Source organism: Herbaspirillum sp. NPDC087042 (assembly GCF_044745245.1).
GTDB lineage: Bacteria > Pseudomonadota > Gammaproteobacteria > Burkholderiales > Burkholderiaceae_D > Herbaspirillum.
In genome coordinates this window covers 234,266-250,655 of record NZ_JBIUZW010000004.1, presented here as the reverse complement: position 1 = coordinate 250,655, position 16,390 = coordinate 234,266, and the positions used below count along the sequence as shown (strand labels likewise).

Below are 16,390 nucleotides of genomic sequence, written 5' to 3'. Positions count from 1 at the left end.
AAAGTGGTCGAATGGTCTGGATCGACTATAGCGCGGTAACAGGTGAGATGAGCAGAGGAAGTAAGCGGGAGAACAGAGCTTTTTCTCGTTTGGCAGGATGCGTCCATGACTTCATTGGGAGGTGGAAGTCTGCAAAAAAGCGGCTGGGCACAATCAGGTGCCAAGCCGCTACTGTACTGCTAGCCCCCGTGAGTCGAACGCGGCATCACCGGAGAATGCGCCAAAAGAGCATGTGTGCAGCGCGTCGCAAAGTCAGGCGATGCAAGGGCCACTGATTGCACATACATGCGCGCGTTCACCGATCGGCCAGAAACCGGCCACACGATGAGCAAGCTGGATCAGGCCAGACTAATTTTCTGCTACAGTTCCCCAACAAAAATCCAAGGGGGAATAAGAAATATGCCTTACAAAAGCACCTTTATATGCCTGCTTGTCATATTGCTGACTGCTTGTGCCGTATCGAACGTGGATCGCGACTTTTCGCTGGAGAATAATCCGGATCAAGGTATCGTTATTGCCTCCGTTTCCTTTGATCGCGCCGGATCCCGAAATTTTCAGGCCATGTTTTACCTTGACGAAGACATCCCCGGCGCACCTGTTCCTGCCAGGCGCCTGGAGGCTCTCCCTGAACACGTGACGATTCGCATGGGAAGTCAGTTCAAGGATAGTTATGGGCAGGTCCTTGCCATTTCATTACCCGCTGGCAGACATACTATTTCGTCATGGCGCCTGGTTCGGAGCGCCGGATATATCCTTTCGCCATCAGAGAAGATGGTCCCGCTAGAATTTCATGTAGCGGCCGGCAAGGTCCAATACATTGGCAATCTGCACCTGAACCTCGCCGAGGGAAAAAACATGCTTGGTCTTAGGATAGTGGCAGACGCATCTCCTGAGATCCGGGATCGCCAGGACCGGGACTTGCCCATCATCAAAAAGAAGTATCCCCAATTTGCCGACCGCACGGAAATCAGGCTGCTGCCACTAGGAACATGGGAAGGTGGTGGACCGATAATCCGCGATGTCCAACCCATCGTCATCGTGCCGGTCAAATAAATCAATGTATGCGCGTCCCGTGGCGCCTCGATACCTGACGGAGCAATCGCGCTCAAGCATGTCTTGGGAGTCAGCAGTCAGGCGGGTCTACGACAGGCAGACGTGATCTGGAGCCTCAGCACGTTCTGTCTTGTATAAGAGCGCCGCTTCTTCAACATGACTCGAAGGTGGCGACGCCAGCGTCTCGAGTCAAAGATATTGCAAGCAAGTCTTCTAGTTCATTTTCATCGGCGGAGCCGCGGTAGGCCATCAACGTTCGTTATCGGCCAGAAGCGGAAAGTCTGCAAAGACAACACAACACTTAAAGGATGACGATGTCATTGACGGAGCGATTGGCGGACTTTGCAGGCGCAGTTGGTGGTGCCGCGACAAATGCACCTGATGATTACCCAGAATGGTCGTACGCAACGTACGAAACCAATATGGCCGACATTAGGCAACTTTGGGCAGAAATCTTCCCAAAGTTGAAGCGGGACATAGAGCAAGCGGCGTTCATTGACTTGAAGTTGCTAGAAGCATTTGCAGCCTTCGAGGCCGGCGAGAAAGATAAAGGTCAACTGGCGATGTGGGATATCTATAACTTACAGGTCAAAAAGCTGCGTTGATAACTAAATTTTCTAGCATCACGCTGTCCGCAAACGGCCAGAAGCGGACATCTCTCTTTTTTACTGGTACTAATGGAGCATTCCTACCCCGGGCCGCTGATTGCGAGCGGCCGATGATCGCTGTGAAGAAGTCCATACAGCGCGCTATCCGAAACCTCGTCACTAACTACCCAGCGTTCGCGTAACAGTCCTTCGCGAATGAATCCCAGCCGTTCGAGAAGGTGGGCCGATGTGAGATTGAGCGGGTCGATGTCTGCCTCGAGTCTGCGCAACTTTAGTGTATGGAATGCATATCCGATAAGCGCCGATGCGGCTTCGTTCATGTATCCGTTTCCCCAATACCTGCGTTGCAGGCTAAAGCCAATCTCGGCGCGCCGGCACTGTATGTGGGCATGAAACAAATCGCACTTGCCGATCGCCTCGCCGGTGGCCAGCAGCTCAAGCACGCAGACCAGCTCACTGCCCTCGCCAGACGTCGCCAAGAGACCTGCGACCAGATCCCTTGCCTGGTCAACGCTGTCAATCGCCGGGAAGGAGAAATAGCGCATCGCCTCGGCATCAGACCAGATGGCGAAGAGCGCTTGCCAATCATCCTCGCGGAGCGGCCTGAGGCGCAGGCGCCGGGTCGTCATGCTAAGTGGCTCGAATAAATGCATATCGGGTATGGAAAGAGAATCAGCCTCGCATCAGATCTTCGGCTGCTGTTGAATTTCCAAATGAAGCAATGGGTAAGGACGTCCTTGCCCGTCTGTCGCCGATCGGTGTGTGGCGGTGAAGCCCAGGTGGAAGTAAAAGGCGGACGCCTGTTCATTCTGTTCATTCACATCCGTCGTCAATGAAGCGGACAAGCTAAGGGCATGCTTGACCAGGCGACGGCCGATTCCTTGCCCGTGATAGTCGGGATCGACGAACAAGGCTTCCATGTGGGAGCCGTCCAACAGCATGAAGCCCAATGGCTTGTCCTCCCGATCAACGGCCAAAAGCAAGGGCGTGGAAGGGAGGAAATCGCGCACTTCCTTCTCGATCTCGGCGTAATCGGCGCGAAGCAGGAAAGCATGGGTGGCCAGCACGGCACTGCGCCAGATTTCTAATATCCGGTCGCCATCGCCGGCGTGCGATTTTCTAATGTTGGTCATGATCGTAGGCATATTTTTTTCCTGCAGTGTTTGGATTGGCGTCTGATGGCGGATCTCTCCGGGCTGCGCCGACCGGCTAAGCCGACGTCCTGGCCCACGCCACGAATATCTCTCCCGCCTCCCTCAGCACCGCTTCGCGGCCGGGCATGTCCAGCGCCGGCGCGTCGTAATAGGCGGCCACCAGCAGCGGATCGCGCCGAGGCGGACGCACGATCGCGTAGTCGTTGGTCTGCCGATCCACACTGGTGCCCGGCCGGTCACCGGCCTGCCAGTCCGCCGGTAAGGCCGCGCGCAAGCGATTGCGTCCGGGCAGGCAGGCGATCATCCAGTCTTCCAGTTGCCGGCGCGCATGGGGACTAAGGACATCGCCGGTCAGGATGTTGCGCGCGGCGCCGACAATGGCGCGCGGCGTGGTGGTATCCAGCTCGCCGCTGTACTGATTGGAGGTCGGCTCATAACGGTCGGATCGCGTCATGGTGTCGCCCAGGCTACGCATGAAAGCGGTCAATCCCTCCGGCCCGCCGGCGTTGCGCATCAGCAGGATGGCAGCGGTGTTGTCGCTCAGTTCGACGGTTGCCTGGCACAGTTCGCCTACGGTCATGCTGCCGCGTCCGACGTTGGCAAGCGTGGTCGGCGACGTGAAGATCAAGTCCTTCTTTGTATAGCGTATCGAGCGCTGAAGACTTTCCTTGCCCTGATCGACGCGAGCCAGCACCTGGGCGGCCAGCATGCCTTTGAACGTGCTGCACATCAGGAAGCGCTCGTCGGCCCGATGCTCCAGCATCTTGCCCGACCCGGCATCGATTGCGAACATGCCCAGGCGACCGCCATGGCGGCGCTCCAGTTCGGCTAGCAGTGAGGTGGCGGCGCGCAGGTCAGGGGCGATGCCGCCGAGGCCGCATGCCAGGGGAATACCGATGCTGAGTTGGCGGCGTTTAAAGGAAATTGTCATTGAAAATTCTCTTATCTTTGCAAAAGGAGATGGAAAAATGGACGCAAGTCGACCCGGCAGGCGCTGCCGCTGCCGGAACGAGTCTCTTGATCGGAAAATGAGTCAGCCGGTTTGCTGTTGTTGCGGCTGCTGAGGGATGGCGGCCAGCAGACGGCGAATACTGTGCGCGTCGCGTTCCATGGCGTCAGGCCTGGCGCCGTCAAGCAAGACCAGCGTGACGTCCTGACTTGGCGACTTCAGCCGCATGATGAGGCAGCGACCCGCCGCCGGCGTGAAGCCGGTCTTGGATAGCGCGATGTCCCATCCTTTTTTTCCGACCAGCTGGTTGGTGTTGCGGTAGGCGACGCGCTGCCCGGCGATCCTGATCGCACCCGCCGGGTTGGTCGTATAGCGCGCGATGTCCGGATAGCCGGCGGCTGCACCGGCGATGGCAGCCAGCTCCAACGCCGTCGATGTGTTGAGCGGCGACAGGCCGGTCGGATCATCCAGCATCGTGTGTGCCAGGCCGAGCGCTGCGATCTTGGCGCCGGCCGCTTGCCTGAAAGCAGACAAGCCGCCCGGATAACTCTGGGCGAGCGCATAGGCCGCGCGGTTGTCAGAGGAAGCCAGCGCCAGTTGCATGAGCGAGCGCAAGCTGACCCGCGATCCCTCAGGCAGGCTGGATCTGACCTGCCGCAATGCGCTGACGTGCTGCTGCTCAATCCGGACCACGCGATCCAGGTCGGGCCTGGCATCGAGCACCACCATCGCCGTGACCAGCTTGGTCAGCGACGCAATAGGCACCACCGCATCCGCGTCCTTTTGCAGCAGCACGCGGCCCGAACGACTGTCCAGCACCGCCACGTGGTTCGACTCCAGCAGCCGGCCCAGCATGGAGGCTTCCCCATCCTGAACGGCGTCCGGCAACGTGTTGCCTCGATGGTTTGATGTCGCTGGCGTGGTTGAGGCCAATGGCGGAGCAAGCGGCGCAAACCGCGAGCCGGCCGCGAGTGCGGCTGTCATCGCCAGCGCCGCCATCATCGCGGGAAGCGCCGATGTCATGGCCTTTGCCTGGATGCGCGTCGCCGGCCGCGCCAGCCGTTTCACGCGTTCCAGCAATTCCCCGCCCGCCGCTCTCAACGGGACAGCCGCCGCATTGCGCCCTGCCTGGCCATGGCTCAGTCGTTCCAGCGCGAGCGCCAGTTGCCGCGGCTCGCCGGTCAGCGCGCCGGCCAGTTCGTCAGCGATCAATTCTCGCTCGATACGGATATGCCGGGAGAGCCACCACACCACCGGATGGAAGAAGAGCAGCGCCTCGATCATGTTCTGCAACAGATTGATCAGGTAATCCATGCGCTTGATATGAGCGATCTCATGGGCCAGCAAGGCTTCCAGCATCTGCGGCGGCATGCTCAGCAAAAACGCGCCCGGAACGATGATGACAGGCCGCCACCATCCCGTCGTCAGCGGTCCATGGTGTCCATCCGCGACACGCAGCAAGACCGGCCGGCAGATGCCGCAGCGTAGCGCCAGCGAACTGACGCTAGCCTGCCAGCGCGTGTGCCCCACGCTGGCCTGCGCTACCAGGCTCCTGGTCCAGCACAGCCCCGATACGAGCCGCGCTCCCATCGCCATCACGCCGGTCAGCCAGCAGGCGACCAGCCATGGCATTGCCGCGGCGGGGAAAATGGACGAGGCCCGGCTTCCGATCATGCCGCCCAGAGCGTGGCCAGCGCTTGCAGGTGCGGTTGCCGTCGCAATGGACAAGCCGGTCTCCAGCAACACCGACGCCAGGCATGAGAGCTGCGCCAGGCACAGCATCAGGTAGCGTTGCCGGCACGCCGTCGCTGGCAGCAGGCGCAGCAGCGCGGCGCAGGCGGCGCCGATCAATGCGCCTTTCCAGAGGAAATTCAGCAGCGCCCAAGCGACTGCCGGGACCACGGCGGACAATTCCGCAGTCACTGCTCGTCTCCGTGCAGCAGTTTCCTGATCTCGTCTTTCTCTTCCTGCGTGACGTGATTGCGCAATGCCGCCATCACGAGCGCCTTGCCCGATCCCGAAAACGCTTTCTGGATCAGGTCCTTCAACAGGGTCGCCTGGAGCGACTTCTGGCGCTGCGCCGGCGCATAGACATGGGAACGCTCGCTTTCATCGCGCGTCAGCAAGCCTTTGCCGTGCATGACCTGCATCTGCCGCAATACGGTGGCGTATGAGAGATCGGGCCGCTCCGGCAGCATGGCTTCATGCACTTGCTTGACGGTGGCATCTCCCAGCTGCCACAGCACGCGCAGCAGGTTCAGTTCGGCCGCGGTGGGTTTGGACTTGGTTTTGGCTTGTTCCATGACGGATTTGGGAATGTTGGATCGTTGCGAAGTAGAATATACTTTCTAGAACAAAGTGTCTAGAATAAAATGTCTATATCGACGGGTCTACCTGACATGCCAGCGTACGTCCTATGTCTCAACCGATCACCACGTCTCCATGCCGACCATGCGCAATCCCCGGATCGATGCCCTCAGAGGCATCGCGATCCTGCTGGTGCTGTTCCACCATTTCAACATCGCCTACCGGCTCGAAGGGACGTGGCTGGCCGCTGCCTTCGGATGGCCGGCGGTGCGCGCCGTGGCCCGCAACGGGAATTACGGCGTCATCATCTTCTTTGCCATCTCGGGCTTCCTGATCACCTCCAATGTCTGCCATCGCTGGCAAGGCATCGGCCAGATCGGCCTGGCCGACTTCTACCGTCTGCGCATCGCGCGCATCCTGCCCGGCCTCCTGCTCTTGCTATGCCTGGTCGACTTGCTGGCGGTGGCGGGGCTGGCCATTTTCCAGAATCGCGTCGTCGATGGCAGCAGCTTGCCAATGTGGCGCGTCAATCTGGCCGCTGCGGCCTTCCACATGAACGCGCTAATTGCTCGACATGGATGGGTGAACTATCCGCTCGGCGTGCTATGGTCGCTTGCCGTGGAAGAGGTGTTCTACCTGGCGTTTCCGCTGGCCTGCCTGGCCCTGAAAAGCGAGCGTCGGCTGTTGGCTTTGATGGCGCTGGTCATCGTGATCGGGCCGCTCTATCGTTTTGCGCATCCGAACGACGAGGGCGAGTTTCTGTACGGCTATTGGGCCTGCTTCGACAGCATCGCGATCGGCTGTTGCACGGCGATCCTCTCCAGAAACGGCGGGTTTACGTGGCTGGAGCGGCGCGGCGTACGCATCGCCCTTGGCGCATCCATGGCGTTGTTGTACCTGGCCTGGCCGATCGCGCAAAGCAAGGTGTTGGGTTGCACGGCAATGGCGGCGGGCGCGGCGCTCTTGCTGGTCGCCGCGCAGCGCAAGCGGCCGCCCCGCGCCACGCTTGCAGCTCGTGTCTTGGCCGCATGCGGGCGTTTGAGCTACGAGCTCTATCTGTTCCACCTGATCGTACTCGGTCTGATGCGCACCGTATTCTCGCCGCAAATCGTCTCGGCGGAAGGCAAGATTGCACTCCTGGTCGGCTATTTCCTTGTTTCGGCCGCGGTGGCGGCTGGCATCTCGCGCGTATTCTCTGAACCGATGAATCGGATGATCCGTGCGAGAGTCACTCGCCCGAACTGCGTGCATTGAATTATTTGAAACTGATTGCCGATTTCATTGGTTCTGTATCGGCTTGCTTGCAATACTGGCCCGCCGGGGATTGTACGGATTGGCCCTGTACGTCATTCCTGCAGGAAAACAGAATATGCGCTTTTTTCTCTACCAACTTTTGAGCACCACTCCAAAAGAAGCCAACCATGTATACCGCGACTTTTACTTTCGCCAAGGGCGTCTATGATGCCGAGTTCCATGCCTTGGATGACGCCATTGCAGCCGTAGCGCGCGCCATTCCTGGCTATCTCGGCGAGGAGGCCTGGGAGAATGCTTCCACCGGCCTGATCTCCAATGTCTATTACTGGGATACCTTGGAATCCCTGCAGACTCTGATGTCTCACCCCATCCACCGGCAAGCAAAGCGCGATCAGGCAAAGTGGCTGGCCGGCTACCAGATCGTTGTCGCCCAGGTGATCGAAGCGCGTGGCGATGGACGGATCGATCATCCCTTGGCAGGTCGCAGCATTCGCATCGGCCGTGCACAGGCCTAATTAATAACAGGTGAGCCAACAGGCGCCATTTGTAAAAATCGCGGATGCCGTCTTCAATTCCGGTCTGAATTTCGGCGCCGCGCTCCCAGGAAAGAACACGAGGAATGAATCCGTGCTATGTAATTTCAGGATGCTCGGGAGGCGGCAAATCGACCTTGCTGGCCGAACTCAAGCGGCGCGGATATTCGGTGATGGAGGAGCCGGGGCGTCGTGTAGTTACGGCGGAGCTGAAGAACGGTGGAGCAGCGCTGCCATGGATTGATATGCGCGCTTTCCTTTCCCGCGCCATTGACTTGGCACTAAACGATCTCCGCTCAGCCAAGGCGGCCTCAAGTCCGGTATTTTTCGACAGAGGGCTGGTCGATGCCTTGTCTGCGTTAGCTGCTACCACGGGAGAAATGCCAGACGAGACATTGATGCAAGAGGCGCACCAATATCATCGACAGGTGTTCATGCTCCCTCCTTGGCCCGAAATCTACGCGCAGGACAATGAACGACGTCATGACTTAAGCCAGGCGTTATCAGAGTATGAGCGGCTTCTGAAGGCTTATCCGGCATATGGGTACGATATTCAACTTGTCCCGATGCTGACCGTATCCCAGCGTGCTGATTTCGTTCTCAGCCAGCTGAAGACATTGATTAACTGAGATCTCTTCATGACGGGATGGCCATTTTCGGCCAGAAGCGGACGCTGTCACTGGCTGAGTTTTGCCACACACTTGTACTGCGTCCGTGAAGAACCTAGCTGCCCAATCAAACCGAACCCAGCATGCGTGAATTTCCTCCGATTGATCGACAGGCTGAGATGGCCGCATCTCAGACAGTCTTCTTCACCGATGCAGAATTTGAAGGACGACCAGTACGAACGAGTCGCGCGAACTATCTCGCATTCTTATCGATGCGAGGGACGGAGGTGGAAGGCGAAGTGAACAAGCTTCGGGCGATGTTTGCCGAGCACCTGCCCGAGGTGCTTGAGCGAGACGTTATCTGCCTGCTGACTTCGAGGAACTGGCGCAACCACAACATCGCCTGCGCTGCTATAGCCGCTGGTTTCGTTACTGATAGCTCCCTTGAGGCACTGTGGAAATGCATCCATGATGGAAGTTGGACGTCCCCCCAGTTGGTTGCCACTGCCGCTTATGTGGATTCAAGCTTTTCGGTGAAGGCACTTCATCTGTTGGCTGACGACTCAACCTATTTCAAGTCGCTCGTCCCTCTGGCAGCAATTTTCGCTGCAGAGCATGACGTGACAAGCCTGCAAATCTATCCAGTGGCAGCCATCGTACAAGAGGCCCGCACGATCGACCGAGATAACTCGGGAGCGATTGGCACACATTGGTTAGCGAATCTGCGAACAGTTTTCGGTTTAGATTTCAAACGATGGGCATGAACGATTGCTTCGAAGTTGCATTCGGGGGCCGCACGTCCGCCATCGGCCAATAACGAGCCTCCCTTTTTTAGAAAAAGACCAGAAGCAATCAGGAAAACATAGGCTGTTAGCTCATCGACCTCAGCCACGCCAGCAGCTTGGATCCTGCGCCATCGGACGACAATGGTGCCGGTGACAGCAAACAGTACTGTGAACCATCTTCGACAAAGCCTTGCGGCGCAACCAGAACGCCACTCTGCACATCGTCCCGTACCAAGTGCCAAGGGCCGATCGCAACACCCAAGCCGGCCACGGCAGCCTGCAAGCTGAAATAAAAGTGCTCGAATCCCTGCCCCAATGCCTGGCGGACCGGATAGCCTGCAGCGACCGCCCATTCTTGCCATGCATCGGGTCGGGTACGGGTGTGCAATTGCGGCGCATCCGGCTTAAGCGAAGTGCTACCCTCCTTTATCTCAAACCATTCCAGCCTGTCTGGACGACAAACCGGCCCTACTTTTTCTGTGAACAGCGTCTCGGCGTGATAACTCTCAGGCCAGGGAAAGTCGTTGCGACGGATCGCCAGGTCGATACCCTTGGCGAAGGAAAACTCGCCACCACCTGCGATGAGATGCATCTCAATCTCTGGATGCTGCGCCTGAAAATCCGGCCAGCGTGGAATCAGCCATCGCATCAACAGCGTCGGCTCGCATGACAGAACCAAAGGCCGATCCTGGCCGGCACGCAGGCGTATTTCCTCGACCGCTTGCCGGATAAGATCCAGACCGCCAGCGACTGCCCGCGCCAAGATGCGACCGCTGTCGGTCAAAAATACGCGCCGACTGCGGCGCTCGAACAAGGCCACACCCAGTTCATCTTCAAGCAAGCGCACTGCACGGCTGACCGCGCCGTGGGTCAAATGCAATTCGGCGGCGGCCTGGCTGAAATTCTCTCGGCGTGCCGCTGCTTCGAAGCAGCGCAGCGCCATCAAGGAAGGCAGACGCGTATCGTTTAATGGTGAGCCTGGATCACCATCCTTGTCAGAAAACATCGTTAGTCCTCAAGCGATTGGGCCTCTATGATCTGGGCCATTAAGGAATTTCTGACAGGATACGCCATGACGGAACTGCTAGCAGTAATCACCATTACCTTGTTTGCCGTGATCAGCCCCGGCCCCGACTTTGCGATGGTCACACGCAATAGTCTGGTCGTCTCCCGCCGGGCAGGCTTGATGACGGCACTGGGTATCGGTCTGGGCGTGCTGGTGCATGTGACATATACGCTAGTGGGCATCGGCCTGCTGATTCAGCGCTCGCTCTGGTTGCTCAATACCATCAAGCTGGCGGGCGCCGCCTATCTGGTTTATCTGGGCGTGAAGATGCTACGTGCCAAGCCAGGCGAGCAGCCAACAGACGCGGGGGTGCTTCCATTGTCACACCTGGCAGCCCTCCGTACCGGCTTTCTCACCAACGCACTCAATCCGAAGACCACTATATTTATCGTCAGCCTGTTTATGCAGGTAGTCCGGCCCGAAACACCGCTACCGGTGCAGATCGGATATGGCCTGTTCATCTCCGTGGTGCATATGGTCTGGTTCAGTCTGGTCGCGCTGTGCCTGTCGACGCAAGCCCTGCGCAGTCGCCTGCTGGCGTTGCGCCATTGGATTGATCGACTCTTTGGCGGTATGCTGATCGGCTTTGGAGTGCTGCTGGTGGCGACGCGTGGAATGTCGTAAGCATCGCCTCCCGACACAATTCTTTTGCTGCCATTTGTCGGTGGCCAGGCAAGCGTACGCTCCGCCGCAGGTAGCATGAAATTTCATTGGAGATCACAAGATCATCATGAACAACATCGATTCGCTGGATAACAGAACGTTCTATCCGGGCGCGACGTCGACGCAAGGCGGCGGAAATGCGGCGGCATCCTCCTTCGAGAGCCAGCTGCAGCTGGCCAAGGCCGGTGGCTCGCTGTCGAGCTCGGTGAAGTCCGATCCGGTGCGGGAACTGCAGGAGTGGGCTGCGATGACGCCGGATCAGCGGCTGTTCTATATGGTGCTGAACTCCATGGGTGTATCGAAGGAGCAATACGATCAGATGTCGGCCGAGGACAAACAGAAGCTGGTGGAGAAAGTCCGCGAGCAGATCAAGGAGATGGCGCTAAACCCAGCTGCAATGGGCTAAACGCTCTGTCGGTCCTTGAACGTGACGCCCCTGGCGACCTGGATCCTGCCCCACTTCGATGCCCGCAAGATGGGCCCTAGCTTCGGTGGGTGCTCCCCTAACTCTCGGATGAAACGGTATTGCGGCCCCCGGCCTTCGCTTTGTACAAGGCTTTATCTGCCGCCTTGATGAGCAGCGTTGGCCCATCGGTATCAGGCTGAGGAGAGAATGCCGCTATGCCCGCACTGACGGTGACATATCCGCCGATATTATGCACATGCGGGATTTTCAGTTCGGCTACCGCTTGACGTATGGCTTCCGCAACGATGGTCGCGCCCTTCACGTCGGCATCGGGAAGGATCACGGCAATTTCCTCTCCGCCATACCTCGCAGCCAGATCGGTCGAGCGGCGTGACGAGACTTTCTGAATCGCCTGGCAGATGGACTTCAGGCATTCATCCCCTGCGGCATGACCATAGGTATCGTTGAATTTCTTGAAGAGATCAACGTCGATCATGATCAATGCAATGCTAGATGCATGCCGCATCGCCCGGCGATACTCGTTACCCAGCGTCATATCCAGATGCCGTCGATTCGCCAGGCCGGTAAGCCCATCCTGCATGGCCTGGTTGGCCAGGGTTGCATTCAGTCTCTCCAGTTCCGTACGGGATTGCCGGATCTCCTGGTCAATCTGGTTTCTTTCCTCCAGTTTTTGGACGAGATGCCAACCCAACAGCCCAAGAATGATGACGAGGCTCAGAATGCCGATGCTGTGGATCAGGGTATCTTTCCACCATGCCGCCAACACTTCATCAATGGACAAGGCCGCCGTGACGAACAAGGGATAGCCAGCGACGGATCGATAGCTATTGATGCGAGTTACGCCATCCTGCGCGGATTTGACCACTGACAGTCCACCAGAATGCTTCGCAAGATAGGCTCGATAGATCCCGGTGCCCAGCATGCTCTTGCCGACCAGATCGTCAGTGAACGGGCGCCGCGCAATCATGAAACCTTCGGTAGAAATAACCGCAACGGCTCCGGCTTTGCCGATATTCAGACTATTGAAAAAACTTAGGAAATAGTTGATTTCCAGCGTAGCGACTGCGATGCCCGCAAAGCTTCCATCTTTATGGTTGATCCGTCGTGAGACCGGGATGATCCAGCCCCCGCTCATGCGACTGCGGACAGGATGATCAACATGCAAGCTCCTGTCTTCGTGAGTCCGATGGTAGTCGTAGTAATCTCTGTACGAGTTGTTCAGGTTGGGTGGCAACACTGATTCGGATGTCGCAATCCGCGTGCCGTTCTGGTCGTAGACGAACAGCGTAAATGCTTGCGGAAGATCTGCTTTGCTCGCGGCCAGGATGCTATTCAGATAGGACAGGGCTTGCGGGCTCGTACCATCGTGCTCAACGCGTTCTACGGTCTGAGCCAGAACGATGTCCAATTCCCTGATGGCATTTCGCACCTGGATTTCCAGGCCGTGGGCCAGATTCTCTACGGCGACTTCCGTCTCTGCCAGCTGGATCGTGCGCGCCTGCCAGCTGCGCCAGGCGTCAGCCAGAATTAGACATGAGCAGACAGCAACAACAAAGAAACTCGCATAGATATGTTGTTTTCTGAAGCGCTCCATATAGCCAAGATTCCTGTTATGTGTGCTTCATAAGAATGGAATAATTCCCGACCCCAATGAACCGGTGGTCGGCGGCAACATCAGGCAATTGCTCCTTAGAACATCGCACCCCATGAGCGAATAATACTCATATTCTCTACTTCGCAAGACCATTTTCCGGAGACCGGGAACATATTGATCAGGTTGCTGCTATTGCCGGCCCACTGCGCGCAGGGGCAGGGAAACAATTTACACTGCATGCATATACAGTATTCATGACTGATCGCAGTTGCACCTCATCAACATCTCACGCCTCACCTATCCCGCACCAGTCGGCTGGCGCATGTGCGAGGTGCCGGAGGTCTTCGGCGTGGTGGTGGGCGTGGCCACACGACTTAACGTGCTCGTTGAAAAATGCAGTGGACCGTATCAGCAGGAAACAGGCTTTATCCAGATAGGCAGAAAATCCCCAGCAAAAGAAAAAGCGGCTTGGCACAATCAAGTGCCAAGCCGCTTCTGTACTGGTAGCCCCCCCGTGAGTCGAACACGGCACCAACGGATTATGAGTCCGCTGCTCTAACCAAGCATGAGCTAGGGGGCCAAAAAATCAGCCGGCGATTTTAACATCCCGCCGGCCAATCCTGACACCCTGCTATCAGTTCCCTTCCAGGAAGCTCTTCAGCTTGTCCGAGCGGGACGGGTGACGCAGCTTGCGCAGCGCCTTGGCTTCGATCTGGCGGATACGCTCACGGGTCACGTCGAACTGCTTGCCCACTTCTTCCAGCGTATGGTCGGTGGACATCTCGATGCCGAAACGCATGCGCAGCACCTTCGCTTCGCGCGGGGTCAGGGAATCCAGGATGTCCTTGACCACGTTGCGCATCGACGCATGCAACGCCGCGTCGGCCGGAGCCAGCGTGTTGTTGTCTTCGATGAAGTCGCCCAGATGCGAATCGTCGTCGTCACCGATCGGCGTTTCCATGGAGATCGGTTCCTTGGCGATCTTCATGATCTTGCGGATCTTGTCTTCCGGCATTTCCATCTTGATCGCCAGGGTCGCGGGATCCGGCTCGGCACCGGTTTCCTGCAGGATCTGACGCGAGATGCGGTTCATCTTGTTGATCGTCTCGATCATGTGCACCGGAATACGGATGGTGCGCGCCTGGTCGGCGATGGAGCGGGTGATGGCCTGACGGATCCACCAGGTCGCATAGGTCGAGAACTTGTAGCCGCGACGGTATTCGAACTTGTCCACTGCCTTCATCAGACCGATGTTGCCTTCCTGGATCAGATCCAGGAACTGCAGGCCACGGTTGGTGTACTTCTTGGCGATCGAGATCACCAGACGCAGGTTGGCCTCGGTCATTTCACGCTTGGCCATGCGCGCCTTCTTCTCGCCGGCGCCCATCTTCTTGTTGATGGCGCGCAGGTCCGGCAGCGGCAGTACCACGCGGGCCTGCAAGTCGATCAGCTTCTGCTGCAGTTCCTTGATGGCCGGCACGTTGCGGCTCAGCACGGTGCTGTAGTCATGGTTGGCGGCCACTTCGCCGTCCACCCAGTCCAGGTTCACTTCATTGCCCGGGAAGACCTTGATGAAGTGGGTACGCGGCATGTTGCACTTGTTGACGGCCACATCCAGGATCTGGCGCTCGACGGTGCGCACTTCGTCCACCTGCGCACGCAGGGTGTCGCACAGCTTCTCGACGATCTTGGCGGTGAAGCGGATGCCCAGCAGCTCGTTGGAAATGTGTTCCTGCGCCTTGAGGTAGGGCTTGGAGTTGTAGCCTTCCTTCTCGAAGGCCTTGCGCATGTTCTCGAACTGGGTGCCGATCACGGCGAACTTGCCCAGCGCGTCGCGCTTCAACTGTTCCAGCTGTTCGGCGGAGAAGCCGGCGGCGCCAGAGCCACTGCTCTCGCCTTCCTCTTCTTCGTCTTCTTCCTCGTCTTCTTCCTCTTCTTCGTCATCCTCGTCGGAGTCGGAAGCGGCGGCCTCGACCTGCTGTTCGCTTTCGTTCGGATCGACCAGACCATCGACGATCTCGTCGACCTTGATCTCTTCCTTGGTGATGCGCTCGGCCGCGGCCAGGATCTCGGCGATCGTGGTCGGGCAGGCGGAGATGGCCTGGATCATGTCCTTCAAGCCATCTTCGATGCGCTTGGCGATCTCGATTTCGCCTTCGCGGGTCAGCAGCTCGACCGAACCCATTTCACGCATGTACATGCGCACCGGGTCGGTGGTACGGCCGAAATCGGAATCCACCGTCGACAGCGCGGCTTCAGCGGCGGCTTCGGCGTCGTCATCGCTGGCGACGTTGGCCACGTTGTCCGACAGCAGCAGGGTTTCGGCGTCAGGGGCGTGCTCGTAGACCGAGATGCCCATGTCGCTGAAGGTGCCGATGATGCCTTCGATGGCTTCCGGATCGACGATGTTCTCGGGCAGGTGGTCGTTGATTTCCGAGAAGGTCAGGAAACCACGCTCCTTGCCCAGCTTGATCAGGGTCTTGAGCTTCTGGCGACGACGTTCCAGCTCTTCTTCGCTGGCTTCGGTGTCAGAGGAGAAGGCATCCTTCAACAGGGCCTTTTCCTTGGCTTTGCGATCCTTGGCCTTGGCCTTGTCGGCAGCCTTCAGCTCGGTACGCTCGATGGTATTGAGCGCGGCGACTTCGTCGCTCTCGGGCTGGAACTCCTTGGGCTTGCGGCCACGACGGCCCGGCACCTTGACGCTCGGCAGCACATAGCCGGACGTGTCGATGGCTGCCAGGGCAGCAGCATCAGTGGTTTGGCTTACGCTCGACGCGGCAGTCGCGCTGACGTCTTTGCCCTCGACCTGTGCTGCTTTGGTGGTCTTGGCGGTCTTGGTTTCGGGTTTCTTGGTGGTCACGGAGGTCTTCGTCGATTTCACAGAAACCGCTTGTTCGGCGGCTTGGGATAACTTGTTGGCCGGCGTTGCAGTCACCTTGGGTGCTGCGGCGCGGACCGGCTTGGCGGCAGTTGTCTGGACTGCCGCTTTCTTAGGCGTCGCTGCTGCTGCAGTCTTTGCCGTGGGTTTAACGGTGCTGGTTGCCGTCGCCGTCCCCTTGACTGGCGATTTGGCGGCGACCGCCTTGCTAGGCTTGACAGCGGCGGCCGATTTTACTGCCGCTACCGGAGTTTTCGCGGGTTTCTTCATTGCATTTGCCATAGAATCAACTGCCAATTGAGAATTCACTCATTGCGCCAATCAAGTCATGCTAATGATGCAACTCCGGCTCCGGTTTCCCGGTAGACTCCGGCTGCACGCGCAACGTTCCTTTTAAGCTTGCGGTACACCAATCATGGAGGGCAGGCAGTCATGCCGATCCAGATCCGGCAAGCGATCAGGCTGCTTGCCGGGACCACTCCCCGATGCGCCGGAGGGCGATCCATGTTGC

17 protein-coding genes and 1 tRNA gene are annotated in these 16,390 nt (G+C 58.3%); 9 read left to right on the top strand and 9 right to left on the bottom strand.

Annotated elements, in window-relative coordinates; genetic code table 11:
• The first annotated feature begins 285 nt into the window (after positions 1-285).
• Complete coding sequence (locus ACIPHN_RS08295) at positions 286-1,053, top strand: hypothetical protein (protein WP_400435099.1); 768 nt, start codon at positions 286-288, stop codon at positions 1,051-1,053.
• 314 nt (positions 1,054-1,367) lie between these two features.
• Entirely contained in the window at positions 1,368-1,658 is a 291-nt protein-coding gene (locus tag ACIPHN_RS08290) for a hypothetical protein (protein ID WP_400435097.1), read from the top strand.
• A gap of 83 nt (positions 1,659-1,741) precedes the next feature.
• Here ACIPHN_RS08290 and ACIPHN_RS08285 read toward each other — a convergent pair whose 3' ends face one another.
• From ACIPHN_RS08285 to ACIPHN_RS08265, 5 genes are all read right to left on the bottom strand, one after another.
• A complete protein-coding gene (locus tag ACIPHN_RS08285) occupies positions 1,742-2,314 on the bottom strand; it encodes a GNAT family N-acetyltransferase (protein WP_400435095.1) in 573 nt (190 codons plus the stop codon).
• Positions 2,315-2,344: 30 nt separating this feature from the next.
• Positions 2,345-2,794 (bottom strand): acetyltransferase, encoded by a 450-nt coding sequence (locus tag ACIPHN_RS08280; protein ID WP_400435215.1) that lies wholly within the window; start codon positions 2,792-2,794, stop codon positions 2,345-2,347.
• Between the two features lie 76 nt (positions 2,795-2,870).
• Positions 2,871-3,746: a class A beta-lactamase gene (gene bla, locus ACIPHN_RS08275; protein ID WP_400435093.1), complete on the bottom strand. Its 876-nt coding sequence runs from the start codon at positions 3,744-3,746 to the stop codon at positions 2,871-2,873.
• A gap of 102 nt (positions 3,747-3,848) precedes the next feature.
• A complete protein-coding gene (locus tag ACIPHN_RS08270) occupies positions 3,849-5,687 on the bottom strand; it encodes a M56 family metallopeptidase (protein WP_400435091.1) in 1,839 nt (612 codons plus the stop codon).
• Positions 5,684-6,067 (bottom strand): BlaI/MecI/CopY family transcriptional regulator, encoded by a 384-nt coding sequence (locus ACIPHN_RS08265; protein WP_400435089.1) that lies wholly within the window; start codon positions 6,065-6,067, stop codon positions 5,684-5,686. The genes ACIPHN_RS08270 and ACIPHN_RS08265 overlap by 4 nt, the downstream gene beginning before the upstream one ends.
• Before the next feature lie 139 nt (positions 6,068-6,206).
• Between ACIPHN_RS08265 and ACIPHN_RS08260 the strand changes: the two genes are divergently transcribed.
• The 4 genes from ACIPHN_RS08260 to ACIPHN_RS08245 all read left to right on the top strand — a co-directional run bounded on the left by ACIPHN_RS08260 (position 6,207) and on the right by ACIPHN_RS08245 (position 9,230).
• Positions 6,207-7,325: an acyltransferase family protein gene (locus tag ACIPHN_RS08260; protein ID WP_400435087.1), complete on the top strand. Its 1,119-nt coding sequence runs from the start codon at positions 6,207-6,209 to the stop codon at positions 7,323-7,325.
• Positions 7,326-7,492: 167 nt separating this feature from the next.
• Positions 7,493-7,840 carry an antibiotic biosynthesis monooxygenase family protein gene (locus ACIPHN_RS08255; RefSeq protein WP_400435085.1) on the top strand — a complete coding sequence of 116 codons (348 nt, stop codon included), beginning with the start codon at positions 7,493-7,495 and terminating at the stop codon, positions 7,838-7,840.
• Positions 7,841-7,944: 104 nt separating this feature from the next.
• A complete protein-coding gene (locus ACIPHN_RS08250; RefSeq protein ID WP_400435083.1) occupies positions 7,945-8,487 on the top strand; it encodes an AAA family ATPase in 543 nt (180 codons plus the stop codon).
• Between the two features lie 122 nt (positions 8,488-8,609).
• Positions 8,610-9,230 carry a hypothetical protein gene (locus ACIPHN_RS08245; RefSeq protein ID WP_400435081.1) on the top strand — a complete coding sequence of 207 codons (621 nt, stop codon included), beginning with the start codon at positions 8,610-8,612 and terminating at the stop codon, positions 9,228-9,230.
• 106 nt (positions 9,231-9,336) lie between these two features.
• On the opposite strand, the gene ACIPHN_RS08240 is transcribed toward ACIPHN_RS08245, so the two are convergent.
• A complete protein-coding gene (locus ACIPHN_RS08240; RefSeq protein WP_400435079.1) occupies positions 9,337-10,257 on the bottom strand; it encodes a LysR family transcriptional regulator in 921 nt (306 codons plus the stop codon).
• A 66-nt stretch (positions 10,258-10,323) separates the two neighbouring features.
• On the opposite strand from ACIPHN_RS08240, the gene ACIPHN_RS08235 reads away from it, so the two are divergent.
• Positions 10,324-10,941, top strand: coding sequence for a LysE family translocator (locus ACIPHN_RS08235; protein ID WP_400435077.1), 618 nt, complete (start codon positions 10,324-10,326; stop codon positions 10,939-10,941).
• A 106-nt stretch (positions 10,942-11,047) separates the two neighbouring features.
• Positions 11,048-11,386 (top strand): hypothetical protein, encoded by a 339-nt coding sequence (locus ACIPHN_RS08230; RefSeq protein WP_400435075.1) that lies wholly within the window; start codon positions 11,048-11,050, stop codon positions 11,384-11,386.
• A 97-nt stretch (positions 11,387-11,483) separates the two neighbouring features.
• Here the strand turns inward: ACIPHN_RS08230 and ACIPHN_RS08225 are convergent, their stop codons facing one another.
• The 3 genes from ACIPHN_RS08225 to rpoD form a co-directional block, all read right to left on the bottom strand.
• Positions 11,484-13,001 (bottom strand): sensor domain-containing diguanylate cyclase, encoded by a 1,518-nt coding sequence (locus ACIPHN_RS08225; protein ID WP_400435073.1) that lies wholly within the window; start codon positions 12,999-13,001, stop codon positions 11,484-11,486.
• A 501-nt stretch (positions 13,002-13,502) separates the two neighbouring features.
• A tRNA-Ile gene (locus ACIPHN_RS08220) sits at positions 13,503-13,581 on the bottom strand.
• 54 nt (positions 13,582-13,635) lie between these two features.
• Positions 13,636-15,861, bottom strand: a complete 2,226-nt coding sequence (gene rpoD / locus ACIPHN_RS08215) for an RNA polymerase sigma factor RpoD (protein WP_400435071.1) — start codon at positions 15,859-15,861, stop codon at positions 13,636-13,638.
• Here rpoD and ACIPHN_RS08210 point away from each other — a divergent pair.
• Positions 15,851-16,180, top strand: a complete 330-nt coding sequence (locus ACIPHN_RS08210) for a hypothetical protein (RefSeq protein WP_400435069.1) — start codon at positions 15,851-15,853, stop codon at positions 16,178-16,180. The two genes, rpoD and ACIPHN_RS08210, sit on opposite strands and share 11 nt — an antisense overlap.
• The last annotated feature ends 210 nt before the right edge of the window (positions 16,181-16,390 follow it).